The organism is Allobosea sp. NPDC055332, from assembly GCF_053645455.1.
In genome coordinates, this window is the sequence record NZ_JBSHMO010000001.1 from 1,606,539 (window position 1) to 1,625,193 (window position 18,655).

19 protein-coding genes are annotated in these 18,655 nt (G+C 66.8%); 10 read left to right on the forward strand and 9 right to left on the reverse strand.

Going from position 1 to position 18,655, the window contains the following annotated elements; translation table 11 throughout:
• Nucleotides 1–105: 105 nt before the first annotated feature.
• The 5 genes from ACWIGM_RS08190 to ACWIGM_RS08210 all read right to left on the reverse strand — a co-directional run bounded on the left by ACWIGM_RS08190 (nucleotide 106) and on the right by ACWIGM_RS08210 (nucleotide 4,246).
• Nucleotides 106–1,938: a carbamoyltransferase family protein gene (locus ACWIGM_RS08190; protein WP_454025389.1), complete on the reverse strand. Its 1,833-nt coding sequence runs from the start codon at nucleotides 1,936–1,938 to the stop codon at nucleotides 106–108.
• 14 nt (nucleotides 1,939–1,952) lie between these two features.
• The gene (locus tag ACWIGM_RS08195) at nucleotides 1,953–2,102 is read right to left on the reverse strand and encodes a DUF5989 family protein (protein WP_454025390.1); all 150 of its coding nucleotides are present in this window, start codon (nucleotides 2,100–2,102) and stop codon (nucleotides 1,953–1,955) included.
• A gap of 13 nt (nucleotides 2,103–2,115) precedes the next feature.
• Complete coding sequence (locus ACWIGM_RS08200) at nucleotides 2,116–2,553, reverse strand: SxtJ family membrane protein (protein ID WP_454025391.1); 438 nt, start codon at nucleotides 2,551–2,553, stop codon at nucleotides 2,116–2,118.
• Nucleotides 2,554–2,741: 188 nt separating this feature from the next.
• Nucleotides 2,742–3,518 carry an SDR family oxidoreductase gene (locus tag ACWIGM_RS08205; protein WP_454025392.1) on the reverse strand — a complete coding sequence of 259 codons (777 nt, stop codon included), beginning with the start codon at nucleotides 3,516–3,518 and terminating at the stop codon, nucleotides 2,742–2,744.
• 38 nt (nucleotides 3,519–3,556) lie between these two features.
• Nucleotides 3,557–4,246, reverse strand: coding sequence for a GntR family transcriptional regulator (locus ACWIGM_RS08210; RefSeq protein ID WP_454025393.1), 690 nt, complete (start codon nucleotides 4,244–4,246; stop codon nucleotides 3,557–3,559).
• Between the two features lie 193 nt (nucleotides 4,247–4,439).
• Here ACWIGM_RS08210 and ACWIGM_RS08215 point away from each other — a divergent pair, with 193 nt between their 5' ends.
• From ACWIGM_RS08215 to ACWIGM_RS08240, 6 genes are all read left to right on the forward strand, one after another.
• Complete coding sequence (locus tag ACWIGM_RS08215) at nucleotides 4,440–5,699, forward strand: ABC transporter substrate-binding protein (RefSeq protein WP_454025394.1); 1,260 nt, start codon at nucleotides 4,440–4,442, stop codon at nucleotides 5,697–5,699.
• 157 nt (nucleotides 5,700–5,856) lie between these two features.
• Entirely contained in the window at nucleotides 5,857–6,732 is an 876-nt protein-coding gene (locus ACWIGM_RS08220; RefSeq protein ID WP_092156502.1) for a branched-chain amino acid ABC transporter permease, read from the forward strand.
• A 7-nt stretch (nucleotides 6,733–6,739) separates the two neighbouring features.
• Nucleotides 6,740–9,265 (forward strand): branched-chain amino acid ABC transporter ATP-binding protein/permease, encoded by a 2,526-nt coding sequence (locus tag ACWIGM_RS08225; RefSeq protein WP_454025395.1) that lies wholly within the window; start codon nucleotides 6,740–6,742, stop codon nucleotides 9,263–9,265.
• Between the two features lie 211 nt (nucleotides 9,266–9,476).
• Entirely contained in the window at nucleotides 9,477–10,418 is a 942-nt protein-coding gene (locus ACWIGM_RS08230; protein ID WP_454025396.1) for a 3-hydroxyacyl-CoA dehydrogenase, read from the forward strand.
• Nucleotides 10,419–10,453: 35 nt separating this feature from the next.
• Nucleotides 10,454–11,386 carry a 3,5-dioxohexanoate:acetyl-CoA acetone transferase gene (kce, locus tag ACWIGM_RS08235; protein WP_454025397.1) on the forward strand — a complete coding sequence of 311 codons (933 nt, stop codon included), beginning with the start codon at nucleotides 10,454–10,456 and terminating at the stop codon, nucleotides 11,384–11,386.
• 98 nt (nucleotides 11,387–11,484) lie between these two features.
• Nucleotides 11,485–13,128 carry a Na+/H+ antiporter gene (locus ACWIGM_RS08240; RefSeq protein ID WP_454025398.1) on the forward strand — a complete coding sequence of 548 codons (1,644 nt, stop codon included), beginning with the start codon at nucleotides 11,485–11,487 and terminating at the stop codon, nucleotides 13,126–13,128.
• Between the two features lie 9 nt (nucleotides 13,129–13,137).
• Here the strand turns inward: ACWIGM_RS08240 and tam are convergent, their stop codons facing one another.
• Nucleotides 13,138–13,920: a trans-aconitate 2-methyltransferase gene (gene tam / locus ACWIGM_RS08245; protein ID WP_454025399.1), complete on the reverse strand. Its 783-nt coding sequence runs from the start codon at nucleotides 13,918–13,920 to the stop codon at nucleotides 13,138–13,140.
• Nucleotides 13,921–13,966: 46 nt separating this feature from the next.
• Nucleotides 13,967–14,671, reverse strand: a complete 705-nt coding sequence (locus ACWIGM_RS08250; protein WP_454025400.1) for an SDR family oxidoreductase — start codon at nucleotides 14,669–14,671, stop codon at nucleotides 13,967–13,969.
• 132 nt (nucleotides 14,672–14,803) lie between these two features.
• On the opposite strand from ACWIGM_RS08250, the gene ACWIGM_RS08255 reads away from it, so the two are divergent.
• Entirely contained in the window at nucleotides 14,804–15,673 is an 870-nt protein-coding gene (locus ACWIGM_RS08255) for a LysR substrate-binding domain-containing protein (protein WP_454025401.1), read from the forward strand.
• A gap of 9 nt (nucleotides 15,674–15,682) precedes the next feature.
• Here ACWIGM_RS08255 and ACWIGM_RS08260 read toward each other — a convergent pair whose 3' ends face one another.
• Both ACWIGM_RS08260 and ACWIGM_RS08265 read right to left on the reverse strand, forming a co-directional pair.
• Complete coding sequence (locus tag ACWIGM_RS08260) at nucleotides 15,683–16,474, reverse strand: SRPBCC family protein (protein WP_454025402.1); 792 nt, start codon at nucleotides 16,472–16,474, stop codon at nucleotides 15,683–15,685.
• Nucleotides 16,475–16,487: 13 nt separating this feature from the next.
• On the reverse strand, nucleotides 16,488–17,078 hold the full coding sequence (locus ACWIGM_RS08265; RefSeq protein WP_454025403.1) for an ArsR/SmtB family transcription factor: 591 nt from the start codon (nucleotides 17,076–17,078) through the stop codon (nucleotides 16,488–16,490).
• Between the two features lie 108 nt (nucleotides 17,079–17,186).
• On the opposite strand from ACWIGM_RS08265, the gene ACWIGM_RS08270 reads away from it, so the two are divergent.
• Genes ACWIGM_RS08270 through ACWIGM_RS08280 form a run of 3 tightly spaced genes read left to right on the forward strand, consistent with a single transcriptional unit; the run spans nucleotide 17,187 to nucleotide 18,653 of the window.
• A complete protein-coding gene (locus ACWIGM_RS08270) occupies nucleotides 17,187–17,825 on the forward strand; it encodes a TetR/AcrR family transcriptional regulator (RefSeq protein WP_454025404.1) in 639 nt (212 codons plus the stop codon).
• On the forward strand, nucleotides 17,822–18,358 hold the full coding sequence (locus ACWIGM_RS08275) for a GFA family protein (protein ID WP_454025405.1): 537 nt from the start codon (nucleotides 17,822–17,824) through the stop codon (nucleotides 18,356–18,358). Before ACWIGM_RS08270 ends, ACWIGM_RS08275 begins: the two co-directional genes overlap by 4 nt.
• Nucleotides 18,351–18,653: a DUF6958 family protein gene (locus ACWIGM_RS08280; protein WP_454025406.1), complete on the forward strand. Its 303-nt coding sequence runs from the start codon at nucleotides 18,351–18,353 to the stop codon at nucleotides 18,651–18,653. Before ACWIGM_RS08275 ends, ACWIGM_RS08280 begins: the two co-directional genes overlap by 8 nt.
• Nucleotides 18,654–18,655: the final 2 nt, after the last annotated feature.

An 18,655-nucleotide genomic window follows, 5' to 3' on the forward strand; every position in this document is an offset into this window, starting at 1 on the left:
GGACCTCGCAGGATCGGAGCGGCGCGTAGGGCACGCGCCATGCCGGCCAATTATGCGGGTGCCGGAAGCAGCGGGGATCGATTCGGATTCTATCCCCGTCTGACCTCAGTCGAGCTCGAACGCATCCTTGTAGTTCAGCTTCAGGGCGGGGTCCTGCTCCTCCTTGCGCAGCAGGCAGTTGCCGACCACGAGCAATTCGATCTCCGAGCCCATGAAACAGCGGAAGGCGTCGCTGGCGGTGCAGACGATCGGCTCGCCACGGACGTTGAAGGAGGTGTTGACCACGACCGGGCAGCCGGTCAGCGCCTTGAAGCGCGAGATCAGCTGGTGATAACGCGGATTGGTCTCTTCGTGGACCGTCTGGATGCGGGCGGAATAGTCGACATGGGTGACCGCGGGGATGGTCGAGCGCGGCACGTTCAGCTTGTCGATGCCGAACAGCGCCTTCTCCTCCTGCGTCATCTCGCGCCGCAATTCCTCGCGGACATCGGCGACGAGCAGCATGTAAGGCGAGTCGCCGTCGAGTTCGAACCAGTCGGCGACATCCTCGCGCAGCACCGACGGCGCGAAGGGCCGGAAGCTCTCGCGGTACTTGACCTTGAGATTGAGCGTCTTCTGCATCGCTGGGGAGCGCGGATCGCCGAGGATCGAGCGGCCGCCAAGTGCGCGCGGGCCGAACTCCATCCGCCCCTGCATCCAGCCCACCGCCTTGCCGTCGGCGAGGCCCTGGGCCGTCATGTCGATCAGCGCGGCATCGTCCAGGACCTCGAACTTGGCGCCAGCAGCCGTCAGCTCGGCCTTGATCTCAGCCTGGCTGAACTCCGGACCGAGATAGCTGCCGCGCATCGCATCGCCCTTGGCGGGCACCTCGCGCGGCTTGCCGTGGAAGAGGTGGTAGCCGGCCAGCGCTGCCCCGAGTGCGCCGCCGGCATCGCCCGCCGCCGGCTGAATCCACAGACCGTCGAAAAGGCCTTCGCGCAGCAGCTTGCCGTTGGCGACGCAGTTGAGCGCGACGCCGCCGGCGAGGCAGAGATTCGTCATGCCGGTCTCGGCCCGGACCGAGCGGGCGAGACGCAGCACGATCTCCTCGGTCACCGCCTGCACCGAGGCCGCCATGTCCATGTGGAACTGGGTCAGCAACTGCTCGGGCTTGCGGACCGGCTCGCCGAACAGGGCGGCGAACTTGTCGTTGGTCATCGTCAGGCCGACGCCGTAGTTGAAATAGCTCTGGTCGAGCTGGAAGGAGCCGTCCTCCTTCAGGTCGATCAGCTTCTCCAGCATCAGCTTGGCGAAACGCGGCTCGCCATAGGGCGCAAGGCCCATCACCTTGTACTCGCCGGAATTGACCTTGAAGCCGATGTAATAGGTCACGGCCGAGTAGAGCAGTCCCAGTGAATGCGGGAAATGCAGCTCCTTGTGGACCTTGAGGTCGTTCCCCTTGCCGATGGCGAGCGTCATCGTCGCCCATTCGCCGACGCCGTCCATGGTCAGCACCGCCGCCTCCTCGAAGGGCGAGGGGTAGAAGGCGGAGGCCGCATGCGAGAGGTGATGCTCGGTGAAGAGCAGCTTCTCGATATCGAAGTTGGCTGAGAGCTTCTTCAGTTCCTTGGCAATGATCTGCTTCTGGAACAGCTTGTCGCGCAGCCAGAGCGGCATCGCCATCTTGAACGACTGGAAGCCGCGCGGCGCGAAGGAGAGATAGGTCTCGAGCAGGCGCTCGAACTTGATGAAGGGCTTGTCATAGAAGACGACCGCATCGAGCTGATCCAGCCCGCAGTCGGCGACCGACAGGCAATACTCGACCGCCCGCCTCGGAAAATCGGCGTCGTGTTTTTTGCGCGTGAAGCGCTCTTCCTGCGCTGCCGCCTCGATCCGCCCGTCGACGACCAGAGCGGCCGCGCTGTCATGATAGAGCCCCGATATCCCGAGAATGCGCATCGCGGCCGGGACGCTCAGAACAGCGTGTAGATGAAGGGCGCGATCGCGCTGCCCTTGGTCAGGAACAGCAGGCCGCCGAGCAGCACGCACATCAAGAGGATCGGCACCAGCCAGAACTTCTTTCGCACCGCCATGAAGCGGAAGAACTCGCGCAGGAACGACATCGCAGCAATCCCGTCAGAACTGGTCTTTCATCGAGACCGGCTCCGGCCCCGGCGGATCGCGGACGATCCAGTAGCTCTTCGCTTCCGGCTGCTTCTTCAGCCTGAGGAAGTCCTTGCCGACCAGCCGGGCGATGAAAGCCATCGGCGTGAAGACGAGGAAGAACAGGATGCCGAGCACGATCGGATTGATGATCGCCGCCAGCAGCAAGCCAAACTTCATCCAGAGCCGGTTCAGCGGCGCCAGCGCCGCCGGCCGGATCAGCGCGACCGCGAGGAAGCCGGCTGCGACCAGCGCAAGCCAGGGCCAGGCCCGGCCGTGATGCCAGGCATTGTAGAGACCGACCAGCGCGAAGAAGCCGGCGAAGACGAAGCCGAAGGAACGATCGCTCGATCCTTCATGCGCGTCATGGCCGGCCCCGGCCCCGAATTCGTGATGGACGCCCTTCGACAAGCCGCCGCTCCTGTTCAGGCGGCATCCTCTAGGCGATTAAAGGGGGAAGGTCGAGGGTGCGCAGGTCGCAGGCCCTCTGCCGTCATGGTCGGGCTTGTCCCGACCATCCACGTCTTGGCTTCAGCAATCGCGTGCGGCGTTCAAGACGTGGATGCTCGCCGCAAGGGTGAGCATGACGGGTTGCTCCCTCAGCTCAGCATCCGCGTATCGCCGCAGACCGAAATCTCCTGGCCGGAGATCGTCTTGGCGAAGGGCGAGGCCAGGAAGACGATCTGCTTGGCGATGTCATTGGGATCGACGAACTGCTTGATCGAGACGCCGGCGAAGAGCCGATGCGTCATCTCGTCGTGCGAGACGTTGAGCGAGCGCGCCTTGTTGGCGATGACGCTCTGGATGCGCGGCCCATCGACAAGGCCGGGGCAGATCGCGTTGGCGCGGATGCTGAACTCGCCGAGCTCAGCCGAGAGCGCCTTTGTGAAGCCGATCACGCCCCATTTCGCCGCGGCATAGGGCGAGCGCAGCGGGAAGCCATGCTTGCCGGCTTGGCTGGAGAGATTGACGATCGAAGCGTTCTTCGACTGCTTCAGGTGCTCGACAGCGAGCCGCGTGCAGTTGAACTGGCCGGTCAGGTCGATCGCCACGCAGCTGTCCCAGTCCTCCGGCGCGATCTCGTCGACGCGTCCGGTCGGCCCGGCGATGCCGGCATTGTTGACGAGGCAGTCGAGCCCGCCGAGCGCGGCAAGCGCCTCGGCGAACAGCCTTGCCACCGCCTTGCGATCGGAGACGTCGCAGACCGAGCGCGTAATCGCAGGATCACTCTCAGCCATCTCGGCGAGAGCCTTCTCGTCGACATCGCAAATATGGACCTTGGCGCCCTCGACCGCAAAAGCGCGCGCCGTCGCCCGGCCGATGCCATTGGCGCCCGCCGTCACCAGCACGCGCAAACCCTTGATCGTCAGATCCATCGTTTCCGTCCCTTTTCCTTCGTTTTCCGGCCGACCTGCTACTCCGCCAGCCGTGCTGTCCGTTCGATATGTTCAGCGGCGGCGCTGATGTCCTCGACCAGCGCCTGCCGCGCCGCAACCGGATCGCGCCTTCGCAAGGCATCGAGCAATTGCGCATGCGCGACGACGGCGCTGCCGCCATCGAGCCGCTTCGGCTCGTGCCGCATGTCGAGATTGAGGATCGGCCCGGCCTTGAGCCAGAGGCGAGAAATCATCTCGATCAGCGAGGGCATGCCGGCGGCTTCGTAGAGCGCGAAATGCAGGTCGCGATTGGCACCGACCGCAGCGGCAGGATCCGGTGGGTCCGCCCTGGCAGCAGCCAGGAATGCCGCCTCATGCTGGGCGACCATGGCGATCTGCGCGTCGGTGATTGCCTTCGTCGCCTCCTCGGCGGCAAAGCCTTCGACCACCAGCCTGATCCGGGTGAGTTCGCGGAACTGCGCCAATGTCAGCACCGGCACGCGCACCGCACGTCCCGGCAGGACTTCCAGCGCCTTGTCGGCAGCGAGCCGGCTCACCGCCTCGCGCACCGGCATCATCGAGACGCCGAGCGCTTCGGCGACACGGCGCAGCGACAGCTTCTCGCCCGGCGCCAGGCGCCCCGCGATCAGCAGCGCCCGGAGCTCGCCGGTGACCCGTTCGCCCAGCGTCTCATGCTGGAGCGAGCCGACCTCGTCGAGCGCCGACACCTCTCCCGGCTTCCCCGCTCCTGGGGAGGCAGGCCGCGATTGCGGCGCAACAGAGGGCTGGACTCGGGCAACCATGTCTGCCAACCTAACTGTGATCACAGATCACGACAAGCGGTCGAAGACCGTAGAGTGAAGAACGACGATCGACACAATCCGACGCCGAAGAGCGCGGTGCAGTTCTGGGAGGAACGGAATGTCAGAGCAGTCAAGGATCAAGGGTCTCTCGCGCCGTCAGACGCTCGTCGGGCTCGGTGGCGTGGCCACCGGCCTGATCGCCAGCCCGGCGGTCATTCTCGCGCAGACATCGGATGCGATCCGCTTCGGGCACCTGACGCCGCGCACTGGCTTCCTCGGCCCGCTCGGCGAATACGGCGTCATGGCTGCCGATCTCGCCGCCGAAGAGATCAACGCGGCCGGCGGCATCAACGGCCGCAAGCTCGAATTGCTCAAGGAGGATTCGGTCAACCCGCAGACCGCCTCGACCAAGGCCGAGCGCATGATCGAGCGCGACAAGGTCGCCTGTATCATCGGCGAGATCTCCTCGGCCTCCTGCCTGACGATCTCGCAGGTCGCCGCCCGCAACAAGACGCTCTTCCTCAACACCGGCGGCAATTCCGACGCGCTGCGCGGCGAGAGCTGCAACCGCTACATGTTCCATGTCGAGCATCAGAACTCGATGTATGTGAAGAGCGCCGGCCGCTCGCTGCTGGCCCAGGGGCTGGTCAAGGGCAAGAAATGGTTCTCGCTCACCGCCGACTACGCCTTCGGCCATGACCTCAGCAAGGTCGCCAAGCGCTTCATGGAAGCCAATGGCGGCCAGTTCGCCGCCGACAAGCTCGTGCCGACCGACGCGACCGACTTCTCGGCGCTGCTGCTGGAGATCCGCGCCGCCAAGCCGGACCTCGTCATCTCCAACCTCGCCGGCAACCAAATCACCAATTTCCTCAAGCAGTACTCCGAATTCGGCCTGACCTTCCCGGTCGCCGGCTTCGGCTTCGACACTGCCCTCGCCTGGGCCGCCGGCAAGGACAATTTCGGCGGCATCTGGCCCTGCGTCTGGCATCACCTGATCGACACGCCCTCGACCAAGGCCTTCGTCGCCGCCTTCACCAAGAAATACGGCAAGCCGCCGGAGAACCAGGCCTGGGGCGACTATGTCGGCGTCAAGGTCATGGCCCAGTCGATGAACGAGCTGAAGTCGACCGACACCGCCAAGATCCTCGAGCATCTCGAGAAGGGCGCGAAGTTCGACGTGATGAAGCCGCGCCAGGGCTATTTCCGCGCCTCCGACCATCAACTGATCAGCGAGATGTACACGATCACCGCCCTGCCGGCGGCGCAGGTCAAGAACCAGTGGGACCTCTTCACCTCCTCGCCGCCGGTCCCCGGCCCGAACGAGGACATGGAGGTGATCGCCACCCAGGGCGACGAAGCCGTCTGCAAGATGAGCTGAACGCTCAGCGTCATTCTCGGGCGAAGCGAAGCGCAGACCCGGGAATCTCACGATGGGAAGGCGCCGGCTGGCGCCTTCTTCTACCAGAGATGCTCGGGTCAAGCCCGAGCATAACGGCACAGCACGCCATCATCGCGCAATCCGCAAAGGCCATCCCTTGCTCACCCTCTTCATCCAGCAGGTGCTGAACGGGCTGCTCGACGGGGTCTATTACCTCCTGATCGCGCTCGGCCTGTCGCTGATCTTTTCGCTCGGCGGCATCGTCAACCTGGCGCATGGCGCCTTCTATGCGATCGGCGCCTATCTCACGATCGTGCTCGCGCCCCATATCGGCTTCGGCGGCGCCATCATCGCCTCGCCCGTGCTCGTCGCGCTGATCGGCATCGTCATCGAGCGCGGGCTCTTTCAGCGCTTCTACCGCTCCGATCCGATCCTCTCGCTGCTGCTGACCTTCGGCCTCGCCATGGTCGCCGAGCAGTCGTTGCGCATGATCTTCGGCGCGCCGCCGCTCTCCTTCTCGATCCCGCCGGCGCTGCGCGGCCAGCTTTTCATCGGCGACTTCATCTATTCGCGCTATCGTGCCTTGCTGATCCTGATCGCCGCCGCTTGCGTGCTCGGCCTCTGGTTCCTGCTGCAGCGCACCGCCTTTGGCCGCGTCGTGCGAGCCGGCGTGCAGAATCCCGACATGGTCGGCGCGCTCGGCATCTCCCTCCAGCCCTACATGATGACGGTCGCCGGCATCGGCATCGGCCTTGCCGGCCTCGCCGGCGTGCTGCTCGCACCGATCTACTCGATCCATCCGGCCATGGGCCAGGAGATCATCACCCCGGCCTTCGTCGTTGTCGTCATCGGTGGCCTCGGCTCGTTCTGGGGCGTCGTCGTCGCCGCGTTGATGGTCGGCCTGGTCAAGGGCATCACCATCGGCCTCGGCCTGACGCAATGGTCGACGGCGGTGATCTACCTGATGATGCTGCTCGTCCTGCTCTTCCGTCCGCGCGGCCTGTTCGGCGAGCGCATCCAGCGCTTCGAGTGAGGCCGACATGACCAGCTCCCAGCGCGACTATCTCCCGCTCGTCCTCGCCGCCATCGGCCTTAGCCTGCTGCCCTCGCTGATGCACGCGGTCGGGCTCGGCACCACCTCGGCCACCGAGGTCGTCGTCTTCGCCATCGCCTGCATGGCGCTCAACGTGCTGGTCGGCACGACGGGCCTCGTCTCCTTCGGCCATGGCGCCTGGTTCGGCATCGCCGCCTATGCCGCCGGCCTGATCCAGCGCAACTGGCTGCCCGGCCAGTTCGCCTTGCCGATCCTGCTCGCGGTCGCGCTCGTCGTTGTCATCGCGTTTGCCTTCGGCGCCCTGATCCTGCGCCGCCGCGGCGTCTATTTCTCGCTGCTGACGCTGGCGCTCGCCGCCATGATCTATTCGGTCGCCTTCCGCTGGACCTCGGTCACCGGCGGCGAGGATGGCCTGGGCGGCATCAAGCGCCCGCTCTTCGCCGGCATCGATTTCGAGACCGCCCTGCCCTTCTACATGCTGGTGGCGACCATCGGCTTCGCCGTGGTCTACGGCCTCTGGCGCTTCCATCGCTCGCCGGTCGGCACCGTCCTCGTCGCCATCCGCGAGAACGAGCAGCGCGCCCGCTTCCTCGGCTATGCCACCACACGCTACAAGCTCGTCGCCTTCACCGTTTCGGCGGCGCTGACCGGCCTTGCCGGCACGCTCCTGCTCTTCAACAACCGCATGACCTCGGCCGAGCCGATCTCGGTCGCCTTCTCCGGCGAGTTGCTGGCGATGGTCGTGATCGGCGGCATGCGCTCCTTCCTCGGACCGGCGCTGGGCGCGCTCTTCTTCGTCGTCTTCCGTGACTATCTCTCCAGCGTCACCGAGAACTGGCTGTTCTGGTTCGGTCTGCTCTTCGTCGCCTTCATCGTCTTCTCGCCGGACGGGCTCGTCGGCGTCGGTCAGCGCCTGCTCAAGCCCTTCCGCAAGCGGGCCGCGGAGGATGCGGCGATGTCGGCCCGCAAGGCCGGCGCGGTCGAACTCCCCGCCTTCATGAAGCCGAAGGACGCCGGCGACGGCACGATCCTGACCGCGACCGGCCTCGCCAAGAGCTTCGGCGGCATCAAGGCGGTCGAGAACGTCGATATCGCCATGCGCGACCGCAAGCTGCATGCGCTGATCGGCCCGAACGGCGCCGGCAAGACCACCGCCTTCAACCTGATCTCCGGCATGTTCTCACCCGACCGCGGCGAAGTTCGCCTGCGCGAGCGCGACATCGCCGGCCTCTCGCCCGAGGCGATCACGAGGGCCGGCATCGGCCGCGCCTTCCAGATCACCAACCTCTTCCCGGCGCTTTCCGTCGCCGAGAATGTCCGTCTCGCCGTGCAGGCGCGGGCGCCTGAGCGCTTCGGCCTCTGGCAGGCGGCGGGCGGCCTCGATCAGGTCAATGACGAGACCCGCCAGGTCATCTCGACCATGGGTCTCTCCGGCATCGAGCAAGCCGAGGCCGGCTCGCTCAGCTATGGCGGCCAGCGCCTGCTCGACATGAGCCTCGCCCTCGCCACCAGCCCGCGCGTGCTCCTGCTCGACGAGCCGCTCGCCGGCCTCGCCGCGGCCGAGCGTGAGCGCGTCGGCAACCTGATCAAGTCGATCTCGACTGACCTGCCGGTGCTGCTGGTCGAGCACGACATCGACCGCGTCTTCGCCATCGCCGACCATGTCACGGTGATGAACGAGGGCTCGGTGCTGGTCGACGGCACGGTCGAGGACGCCCGATCCTCGCCCAAGGTCCAGGAGGTCTATATCGGCTCCGGCGCCCATGCGCTGGCCGAGAAGCCGCGTGAGAGCGCCGCCGGCGACAAGGTGCTGCTCGGTCTCGACAACGTCGACACCTTCTACGGCAAGAGCCACATCCTGCGGCAGGTCAGCTTCGGCGTGCACGAGAACGAGATCGTCGCCCTGCTCGGCCGCAACGGTGCCGGCAAGTCGACCCTGCTCAAGACCATCACCGGCATCGCCCCACCCGCCTCAGGCGCGATCAGCCTCGCCGGCAGCGACATCGCCCGCCTGCCCCCGGCCCAGATCGCCCGCGCCGGCATCGCCTATGTCCCGCAGGGGCGCGGCCTCTTCGCCGGCATGAGCGTCAAGGACAATATGGAGCTCGGCCGCCTGCGCCGCCGCACCGGCAACGGCACCCATTGGGAAGACGAGAAGATCTTCGCCTTCTTCCCGCGCATTCGGGAGCGCTGGCAGTCGCCGGCCGACTATCTCTCCGGCGGCGAGCAGCAGATGGTCGCGGTCGCGCGCGCCCTCTCCGGCGACACCAAAGTGCTGCTGCTCGACGAGCCGTTCGAGGGCCTGGCGCCGGCCGTGGTCGAGGAATTGTTCGAAGCCTTCGACAAGCTGCGCAAGGAGATCGCCATCGTCATCGTCGACCACCATCTCGACCTGGCGCTGGCCCTCTCCGACCGCACCGTGGTGCTCGAGCGTGGCCAGGTCACTTATATCGGCCCCTCGCGGGCGCTGAGCCAGGACCTTGCGCTGCGGCGGCAGGTGCTGTGGCTGTGATGGGCAATACGCGAGACAATAGAAGCACGGGGAACCCTCTCCTGGAAGGAGAGGGCAGGGTGAGGTGTTGGCGGCTCAACCAGTTCCGCGAGCGCTCACCGCGCGGCCGCGTTCAAGCTAGAGATCACTCTCCCGAACACCTCACCCCTGCCCCTCTCCTTCCAGGAGAGGGGTTCCCCGCGCCCTACCACACCAGCCGAGACCTTCCCTGATGACCAAGATCGCCATCGTCGGCTCGGGCCTGATCGGCCGCGCCTGGGCCACCGTCTTCGCCAGCCATGGCTTCGAGGTCGCGCTGCACGATGTGAAGCCGGAGGCCGCCAAGGCCGCCCGCACCCATATCGGCAAGAACCTCAAGGAACTCGCTGGCCACGGTCTCGTCGATGATCCCCAGGGCTCGCTCGCCCGCATCCGCGTCGCAAAAGACCTTGCCGACGCGCTGAAGGGCGTCGCGCTGGTACAGGAGAACGGGCCGGAGACGGTCGAGGCCAAGCGCGAACTCTTCGCGCAGATGGATGCGCTCGCGCCGGCCTCCACGATCCTGGCCTCCTCGACCTCCTTCATCATGGCCTCGACCTTCTCGGAGACCCTGAAGGGCCGGGCCCGCTGCCTCGTCGCCCACCCGGTCAACCCGCCGCATCTGGTGCCGATCGTCGAGCTCGCGCCGGCGCCCTGGACCGATCCCAAGGTCGTCGCCAAGGCCAAGCGCATCTATGAGCAGGCCGGCCAGGTCGCCATCACCTTGCGCAAGGAAAAGCCCGGCTTCGTGCTCAACCGCCTGCAGGCGGTGCTGCTGGCCGAGGCCTTCCGCCTCGTCGGCGAGGGCGTCGCCAGCGCCGAGGATGTCGACAAGACCATCCGCGACGGGCTCGGCCTGCGCTGGTCGTTCATGGGCCCGTTCGAGACGATCGAGCTCAATGCGCCCGGCGGGATCCCGGATTACTGCGCACGCTATTCGGAATCGCTCGACCGCATGGTCAAATCCTCCGAGGGGCTCGGCAATCCGTTCAAGCCCGAGACGGTCGCCGAGGTCATGCGCGAATGGCGCGGCGCGCAGGACGCCAGCCGCATCAAGCGCCTGAGCGACTGGCGCGACAGCCGCCTCGCCGCTTTGCAGGCGCATAAGCGCGCCGCGAAGCGCAAGCCGGCGTGAGTTTCGAAGATTAGGGATCAGCGAAGGACTATCGCATGGCCAAGAACCGCAAAGTCATCATCACCTGCGCCGTCACTGGGGCGATCCACACCCCCTCGATGTCGCCCTATCTGCCGGTGACGCCCGACGAGATCATCGACGCCGCCGTCGGCGCAGCCGAGGCCGGCGCGGCGCTGGTCCATGTCCATGCCCGCAACCCCAAGACCGGCCAGCCCGACCAGTCGCCGGAGGCGTTCGAGCCCTTCCTCAAGGTGATCAAGCAGCGCTCGAACTGTGTCATCAACATCACCACCGGCGGCGCCCCGACCATGCTGGTCGAGGAGCGCCTCAAGCCCTGCGCCCATTTCAAGCCCGAGGTCGCCTCGCTCAACATGGGCTCGATGAATTTCGGGCTCTACCCGATGCTGAACCGCTTCAAGGAGTTCAAGCACGACTGGGAGCGGCCCTATCTCGAAGGGTCCAACGACCGTGTCTTCAAGAACACCTTCAAGGACATCGAGAACATCCTGACGACCTGCGCCGAAAACGGCACGCGCTTCGAGATCGAGTGCTACGACATCGGCCATCTCTACACGCTGGCGCATTTCGTCGATCGCGGGCTGGTGAAGCCGCCCTTCTTCGTCCAGTCGGTCTTCGGCCTGCTCGGCGGCATTGGCCCGCATCCCGAGGACGTCGCCCATATGAAGCGGACCGCCGACCGGCTCTTTGGCGACGATTATCACTGGTCGGTGCTCGGCGCCGGCCGCCACCAGTTGCCGATCGCAGCCATGGCGGTGGCGATGGGCGGCAACCTGCGCGTCGGCCTCGAGGATTCGCTCTGGCTCGGCCCCGGCCAGCTCGCCAAGTCGAACGCCGATCAGGTCAAGGCCGCCCGCAAGATCATCGAGGGCCTCGGCCTGGAGATCGCAACGCCGGACGACGCCCGCGAGCAGCTCCAGCTCAAGGGCGCCGACAAGGTCGCGTTCTAAAATTGCTTGCACCGGCCTCCGGTGAGCTTGGCTCACCGGAGGCCGGACGATAAACCTCGCGGCCGATCCCAGAGCGAACCGGGCCGGCCGCGCAGTCCATGCAGACTTTCACCTTCATCCTGATCCTGGTCATGGCCGTGGTGGCCTCGCAGCCGCTGACCCGGCTGTTCAGGATCGTCCCGCTTCCCGTCGTCCAGATCGCGCTCGGCGCGGCGCTCGCCTGGCCGACCGCCGGCTTCCATCCCAGGATCGAGCCAGAGCTCATCCTCCTGCTCTTCATCGCCCCGCTGCTCTTCGCCGATGCCTGGGAAGCGCCGAAGCGCGAATACCGCAAGCTGCTGCGGCCGATCCTGTCGCTGGCCTTTGGCCTGGTCTTCTTCACCACTCTCTTCTGCGGGCTCGCTCTGCACTGGCTGGTGCCTTCGCTGCCTCTGCCGGTCGCCTTCGCGCTCGCCGCCGTGCTCTCGCCGACCGATGCGGTTGCCGTCTCATCCATCGTCGACAAGGAGAGCGTGCCGAAGAATCTGATGCACATCCTCGAAGGCGAGTCGCTGCTCAACGACGCCTCCGGTCTGGTGATCTTCCGCTTCGCCACCGCAGCAGCCCTGACCGGCAGCTTCTCGTTCTGGCAGGCCTCGCTTGCCTTCCTCTTCGCCGTCGCCGGCGGCATCGCTGCTGGCCTGCTCGCGGTCATGGTGGTCTCCTGGGCGCTGAAGCTGCTGGCGAAGTTCGACCGGATCGCGCCGGAGGCGCAGGTTCTGGTCGTGATGTTCCTGCCCTTCGCCGCCTTCCTGGCCGCAGAGGCCGTACACGCCTCCGGCGTGCTCGCTGCCGTCGTCGCCGGCCTCACTGTGGGGCGCACGCGAACCGCGAACCAGCTCGGCGTTTCCGCCTACATGCTCGCCCATTCGTTCTGGACGATGCTCGCCTTCCTCCTCAACGGCGCGATCTTCCTGATGCTCGGCCTGCAATTGCCCGCGATCATCCGCACCGTTCCACCCGCCCTCATCGACACGCATTGGCTCTGGCAGCCACTCGGCATCATCATCGCGCTGACGCTCTGCCTGATCGTGCTGCGCTTTGTCTGGATCACGGTGGCCATCGCACTCAGCCGCGTCGTCAGCCGCCGCCTTCGCCTGGAGCAGTTCCACACCACGCTACGGACGAGGCTGGCCGGCTCGATCGCCGGCGTGCGCGGCGCGGTCACGCTCGCCGGCGTGCTGTCATTCCCGGTGCTGGCGCTCGACGGCTCGCCCTTTCCCGGCCGCGACGTCGCGATCTTCCTGGCCGCAGGCGTGATCCTGTGCTGGCTCGCCATCGCCAGCTTCGGCCTGCCCCCGATCGTGCGCGGCCTGGCCGCCGGCCATGGCGCCGCTCATGCCACCGAGATGCGGCGCGCGCGGATTGCCGCGACCGAAGCGGCGATCGCGCGATTGGAAGGTGTCGCTCATCGCGGCGGGACCGACGGCGCCGCGACCGTCGACCAGGCGGTGGCGGAAGGCCTGATCGCAACCTATCGGCGGCGCCTCGCTCTGCTCGACGACGGCCAGACACCGCGCGAGGAGGCCGTGGCGTTGCAACGGGCCGAGAGCACCTTGCGCCATACCGCGCTGGCAGCGGAACGCGAGGCTTTGCGCGGGCTGTTGAAGAGCGGCGAAATCGACGATGTCACCTTCAATGCGCTGGCACATGAGCTCGTCCTGCACGACGTGCTCGCCGAGTCGAAGGCCGGATCGCACTGACCGCCGGCGCTATGCCCGGGTCGCGAGGATGAACAGGCGCGGGAAGCGCAGCAGCACCTTGCCGTCCGGCTCGATCGGATAAGCCTTGGCGATCTTCTCGCGATAGCTGGCGAGGAAAGCCTCGCGCTCATCGGCCGGCAGCGGGTCGATATAGGGCTTCAGACCCGTGCTCTTGAACCACTCGACGATCGCGTCATGCCCGGCGAGCGCATGGACATAGGTCGTCTGCCAGATGTCGACCTCGCAGCCAGCCTCCATCAGCCAGCGCCGGTAATCCGAGAACGAGCCGATCACCGCCTTCGACGCCCGCGCATTGGCGAGACGGGCCGCCCACGGCCCTTCGGCCGCGGCCTCGTCCATCGAGACATGCGAGGGCTCGCTGAGGTTGTTCGGCATCTGCACAGCGAGCACGCCGCCCGGCGCCAGCGATCGCGCCAGCCGCGCGAACAGAGCCGGATGATCGGGAATCCATTGCAGCGCCGCATTGGCGAAAATCAGGTCGTAGCGGCCATCCGCCGACCAGCTCTCCAGATCGGCCAAGGTGAAGGAGAGCTGCGGCAGGCGCTTGCGCGCCTTCTCCAGCATGTCCGGCGAGGAATCGAGGCCCTCCACCGCCGCCCCCGGGAAGCGGGCCGCGACCAGCTCGGTGCTGTTGCCCGGCCCACAGCCGAGATCGATGCAGCGCTGCGGATCCGCAAGGCGAACGCGCTGGATCAGGTCGAGCGGCGGGCGCGTCCGCTCGTCCTCGAAGCGCAGATACTGGTTCGCATCCCAGTCGACCTTGCCCGCCATCGCGCCTGCTCCGTTCGTCAAACCGTACGGCGCGATGGCTACGCCTCTAGAGCGAGCGCATCAAGCCGCCGTCGACGCGCACGTTCTGGCCGGTGATGTAGCCGGCGCCATCCGAGGCGAGGAAGGCGATCGTCGCGGCGATCTCCTCGCTGGTGCCGTAGCGCTGCATCGGCACGCCGGCGCGGCGCTCCTCGGTCGCCGGCAGCGAGTCGATCCAGCCGGGCAGGACATTGTTCATGCGCACGTTCTGCGCCGCGTACTGGTCGGCGAAGAGCTTGGTATAGGCGGCGAGCCCGGCGCGGAACACGGCCGAGGTCGGGAAGTTGGCGGCAGGCTCGAAGGCCCAGGCGGTCGAGATGTTGATGATCGCGCCCGACTTCTGCGCCGCCATCACCGGCGCGACCAGCCGGGTCGGCCGGATCACGTTCATCAGGTAGACGTCGAGCCCGGTATGCCATTGCTCGTCGGTGATCTCGGTGATCGGCGCGCGCGGACCGTGGCCGGCGCTGTTGACCAGCACGTCGATGCGGCCGAAGCGCGCCATCGTCTCATCGACCAGGCGCTTCAGATCATCGTTCGACTGGTTCGAACCGGTGACGCCGAAGCCGCCGAGCTCCTTGGCCAGGGCTTCGCCCTTGCCGGAAGAGGACAGGATCGCGAGCTTGAACCCATCCTGCGCCAGCCGCTTCGCCGCAGCGGCGCCCATGCCGCTGCCACCGGCAGTGACAATAGCGATTTTTTCTCCTGCCATGGGACGCTCCATCTTTTTTGCCAAGGGCGTGCAGGTGCTACGAGTAGCACCGCTCATTCTCGCCTTTCTCGCACTCCCCGCATAAACTCGCCAGCGAGTTGGCCGACGTCATATCGATAGAAAAACTACTGCATGACCGAACCGCAGCAGCGCCTGCCCTCGCTCAATGCGCTGCGCGCCTTCGAGGCGGCGGCGCGGCATCTCAATTTCCGCGCCGCGGCCGATGAGCTCGGCGTCACCCAAGGCGCTGTCGCGCAGCATGTCCGCGGGCTGGAGAGCGAGCTCGGCCTGAAACTGTTCGAGCGCCAGCCGCGCCTGCTCGCCTTGACCGGCGCTGGGCGCAGCTATGCGACCCATGTCGCCCGCGCCTTCGCTTTGCTGGCCGAGGCGACCGATAATCTGCGCCCGCAGCCCCTGCGGCTGACGATCAGCGCGACGCCCAGCATCGCAGCGAAATGGCTGGTGCCGCGCCTGCCCGAGTTCACCGCCGTCCATCCGCAGCTCGAGCTCAACATCCTCGCCAGCGACGCGCTGGCGAACTTCCAATCCGATGGCGTCGATATCGCCATCCGCCAGGGCCGCCCCCCTTTCGGCCCCGGCCTGACCGCCGACCTGCTGTTCGAGCATGAGATCGTCGCGGTCTGCCGGCCCGGCACGAGCCCCTCCGAGGAGGAACTGGCGCGTTTGCCCTTGCTGCGCGACGGGCACGATCTCTGGCCGGAGTTCTTCGAGCGTGCGCTCGGCCGGTCTATGCCGCTGGCAATCAGGAGCACGCGCTTCAACCAGACGGCGCTCGCAATCGACGCCGCGATCGCCGGCCAGGGGGTGGCGCTTGCCAGCCGCTTCCTGGTCGAGCCAGACCTCGCCGCCGGGCGCCTTGCCCTGGCGACAATGGCGAGCATGCGCGGCGGCCTCGATTTCTACGTCGTCAGTGCCCGCAAGCCACGGCACGCCGAACAGACGGCGCTGGTTCGGGCGTGGCTGCTAAGCCAGCGGGGCTGAGGCGAACGTTCAGCCGGCCGCAAAAGTTTCCTTGAGCCAACCCTGCCATTTCGGCTCGCTCTCGGCGGCACGCCTGTCGGCATCGTCGCCATAGAAGAACAAGCAGGCGCTGACATTGACCTTGCCGCCCATCCCATAGCTGCCGATCAGCGCGACGCCGTCATCGGAGCGCAGCAGCACATGCCGCTGCTTCCGGTTCTGCTCGGTCTGCTCGACCGTGCCGGCGAAGGCCTGCGCTGCTTTCAGCTCGCGCGGCTCGCCGACATTGGCGCCAGCAAGGCCGAGCGTCTCGGTCAATCGCTTCCAGACGGAAAGATGCTCGCCCTCGGTCGCCTGCATCGCCTGGAAGGATGCGCCCTGCTTCCCGGCAAAATGCGTGAGATAGAGCCGCAGCACCGCGAAGAAGCCTGGCCAGCCGCCCTCGAAGCCTTCCATCTGGTCGTCCCAGTCGTCGCTGGAGGCGAAGAGCGAGTGCACCATCCTGACCAGGCATTGGTCGCCGGAGCGGCTGGTGATGGTGATCTCGGTCGCGACCGGCGGAGCCTTCTCGCCCCATTCATATTCGGTGTAGCCGAAGCGATGCGGCGGTTCCCAGAGATTGATCTCGCCGGCCGAGTTCATCTCCGGCCCGAAATTGAAGCTGAGCTTGCCGCCGACCCGCTCCTCGATCGTGGTGCGGGTGAACCAGGCGGTGTTGCCCGGCCCGGTCGCCAGCGCCTGCCAGACCTGCTCTGGCGTGCCGGGAACGAGAACCTCCATCTCGACCCAGCGCTTGCCGGTTCCGTCCTTCTTGATCGGCATAACTCTGATCCTTTCAGGAATGGGTCGCCTCGGGCGCCGGATAGGCGCAGACCACGAGACGATGCGAGCGCCCGCCGGGAGCGCTCTCGTCGTGATAGCGGGCAGCGAGGCCGGCTACGGCCTCGCTCAGCTCGCGGGTGAAAGCAGCGCGCTCGGCCGCTGAGCGGAAGCGGATGACGCTGTCGAGCGAGAGCGTCGCCAGCCGCTTGTCCTGCCGGCGGGCCTCGCGCCAGAGCACCCCGACCTCGCGCACGATCCTGGCCGCCAGCGCGATCAGGTAGCTCGCCGAGAGCCGGTCGCGATTGCGCTCCGGATCGGCCCCGATCGAACCCAGCGCCGCCGGTGAGACGACGAAGGAGGCAGCGCTCGCCACCAGCAATCGCTCGGTCAGCCCGCCCCAGTGCCGCTCGCCCGCCGGCGCGACCAGCTGGTGCTCTTCGAGCGCGCGCAGGTGGTAGTTGATCTTCTGCCGGGTGAGCCCGACGCGGCCCGCGAGCGAAGCCGCCGAAGCCGGCTCGGAGAGTTCGGCCAGGATCCGCCGCTTCACCGGGTCGAGCGCCACGGCGGCGCGGGCGGGATCGTCGATGACGTCAAGGTCGAGCATCCCCGGAGGCTCGCATTGACAAAAAAATTTGTCAATGCGTCGAGGCTACCGCTTGGCAATCGGCGAGAAATCAGTTGCAACATACCAACTGAATGGTATGTATAACCCATGCCACGACCGACCAAACAGTCACCCGAACGCGGCAATGCCCGCACCCGCCTGCTCGAAGGGGCGCGGGACGTCATCCGCGCCAAGGGCTTCGCCGCCACCAGCGTCGACGATCTCTGCCGCGCCGCGGATGTCACCAAGGGCGCCTTCTTCCATCATTTCGAGAGCAAGGAGGCGCTCGGCGTCGCCGCGGCCGAGTTCTGGACGCAGGAAGTCACGCCGTTCTTCGCCGCGGCGCCCTATCACCAGCCGGCGGACGCCCTCGACCGCGTCCTCGCCTACGTCGCCTTCCGCAAGGCGATCATCGCTGGCGACCTCTACGAGTTCACCTGCCTGGTCGGGACGCTGGCGCAGGAGGTCCATGCCAGCGCGCCGGAGATCCGCGACGCCTGCGGCCGCAGCATCTTCGGCCATGCCGCGACACTGGAAGCCGATATCGAGCAGGCCCGCCGCGATCACCGCATCACCACGGCCGGCTGGAGCGCCGAAAGCCTGGCCCGGCACACCCAGGCCGTGCTGCAGGGCGGTTTTGTCCTCGCCAAGGCCGGCAACGATCCGGATCTCGCACGCGAAAGCCTCGACCATCTCGACCGCTACATCCGCCATCTCTTCCACATCGCCGAGGAGCGCGCCGCATGAGCCAGTCCATGACGATAGGCTGCGCCTGCGGCCATACGCGGCTGAAGGTTCGGGGAGCGCCGATCCTCGTCTCGGAATGCCTGTGCGACAGTTGCCGGGCCGCCGCCGCTCGGCTCGCCAAGCTGCCTGGTGGCAGCGACATCCTCACGGCCTATGGCGCGACGCCATCAGCCGAGTACCGCAAGGACCGGGTCGAGATCGTCGCGGGCTCAGAGACCCTGCGCGAGTTCCGGCTGAAGTCCGATGCCGGCTCGCGCCGCATCGTCGCGAGCTGCTGTAACACGCCGGTCTTCCTGGAGATGAAGGGCGCGCACTGGCTCAGCCTCTACACGCATCTCTGGCCCGAAGACGCGCGGCCGAAGCCGGAGCTGCGGACCATGACCGGCGACCTGCCCGACGCCTCCGCTTTGCCGGCCGACATCCCGAATCTCAGGACCCACACGGTCTCCTTCTACGCCAAGCTGCTCGGCGCCTGGATCGCCATGGGCTTCCGCAACCCGAAGATCACCACAGCGGGGACGATCGATGCCTGAGGACAAGATCGAGATCGAGAACATCAACAAGCCCGGCAAGTCCGAGCGGGTCGACCGCGCCAAGTACCTCGCGATGCGCAAGGCATTGCTCGCCGCGCTGCCGGACGAGGCGCCAGGGCTGACCGTGCCCGATGCGAAGGAGGCGCTGTTGCCGCTCCTGCCGGATGACCTCTTCCCGCAGGGCGCCACGGCCGGCTGGTGGCTGAAGGCCGTCCAGCTCGACCTCGAGGCCAAGGGCGTGATCAAGCGCGCCCCGCGCAAGCCGGTGCATCTCTACCGGCTCGCTGCAAGCTGAGC

What these genes read in the sequence shown, in the direction of transcription:
- ACWIGM_RS08265 (WP_454025403.1), bottom strand. Translation starts at nt 17,078, where the DNA reads ATGCTCGACCTTGACGTCATCGACGATCCCGCCCGCGCCGCCGTGGCG.
- ACWIGM_RS08225 (WP_454025395.1), top strand. Translation starts at nt 6,740, where the DNA reads ATGACCAGCTCCCAGCGCGACTATCTCCCGCTCGTCCTCGCCGCCATC.
- ACWIGM_RS08195 (WP_454025390.1), bottom strand. Translation starts at nt 2,102, where the DNA reads ATGTCGTTCCTGCGCGAGTTCTTCCGCTTCATGGCGGTGCGAAAGAAG.
- ACWIGM_RS08230 (WP_454025396.1), top strand. Translation starts at nt 9,477, where the DNA reads ATGACCAAGATCGCCATCGTCGGCTCGGGCCTGATCGGCCGCGCCTGG.
- ACWIGM_RS08240 (WP_454025398.1), top strand. Translation starts at nt 11,485, where the DNA reads ATGCAGACTTTCACCTTCATCCTGATCCTGGTCATGGCCGTGGTGGCC.
- ACWIGM_RS08270 (WP_454025404.1), top strand. Translation starts at nt 17,187, where the DNA reads ATGCCACGACCGACCAAACAGTCACCCGAACGCGGCAATGCCCGCACC.
- ACWIGM_RS08250 (WP_454025400.1), bottom strand. Translation starts at nt 14,671, where the DNA reads ATGGCAGGAGAAAAAATCGCTATTGTCACTGCCGGTGGCAGCGGCATG.
- ACWIGM_RS08280 (WP_454025406.1), top strand. Translation starts at nt 18,351, where the DNA reads ATGCCTGAGGACAAGATCGAGATCGAGAACATCAACAAGCCCGGCAAG.
- ACWIGM_RS08275 (WP_454025405.1), top strand. Translation starts at nt 17,822, where the DNA reads ATGAGCCAGTCCATGACGATAGGCTGCGCCTGCGGCCATACGCGGCTG.
- ACWIGM_RS08215 (WP_454025394.1), top strand. Translation starts at nt 4,440, where the DNA reads ATGTCAGAGCAGTCAAGGATCAAGGGTCTCTCGCGCCGTCAGACGCTC.
- ACWIGM_RS08255 (WP_454025401.1), top strand. Translation starts at nt 14,804, where the DNA reads ATGACCGAACCGCAGCAGCGCCTGCCCTCGCTCAATGCGCTGCGCGCC.
- kce (WP_454025397.1), top strand. Translation starts at nt 10,454, where the DNA reads ATGGCCAAGAACCGCAAAGTCATCATCACCTGCGCCGTCACTGGGGCG.
- ACWIGM_RS08190 (WP_454025389.1), bottom strand. Translation starts at nt 1,938, where the DNA reads ATGCGCATTCTCGGGATATCGGGGCTCTATCATGACAGCGCGGCCGCT.
- ACWIGM_RS08260 (WP_454025402.1), bottom strand. Translation starts at nt 16,474, where the DNA reads ATGCCGATCAAGAAGGACGGAACCGGCAAGCGCTGGGTCGAGATGGAG.
- ACWIGM_RS08205 (WP_454025392.1), bottom strand. Translation starts at nt 3,518, where the DNA reads ATGGATCTGACGATCAAGGGTTTGCGCGTGCTGGTGACGGCGGGCGCC.
- tam (WP_454025399.1), bottom strand. Translation starts at nt 13,920, where the DNA reads ATGGCGGGCAAGGTCGACTGGGATGCGAACCAGTATCTGCGCTTCGAG.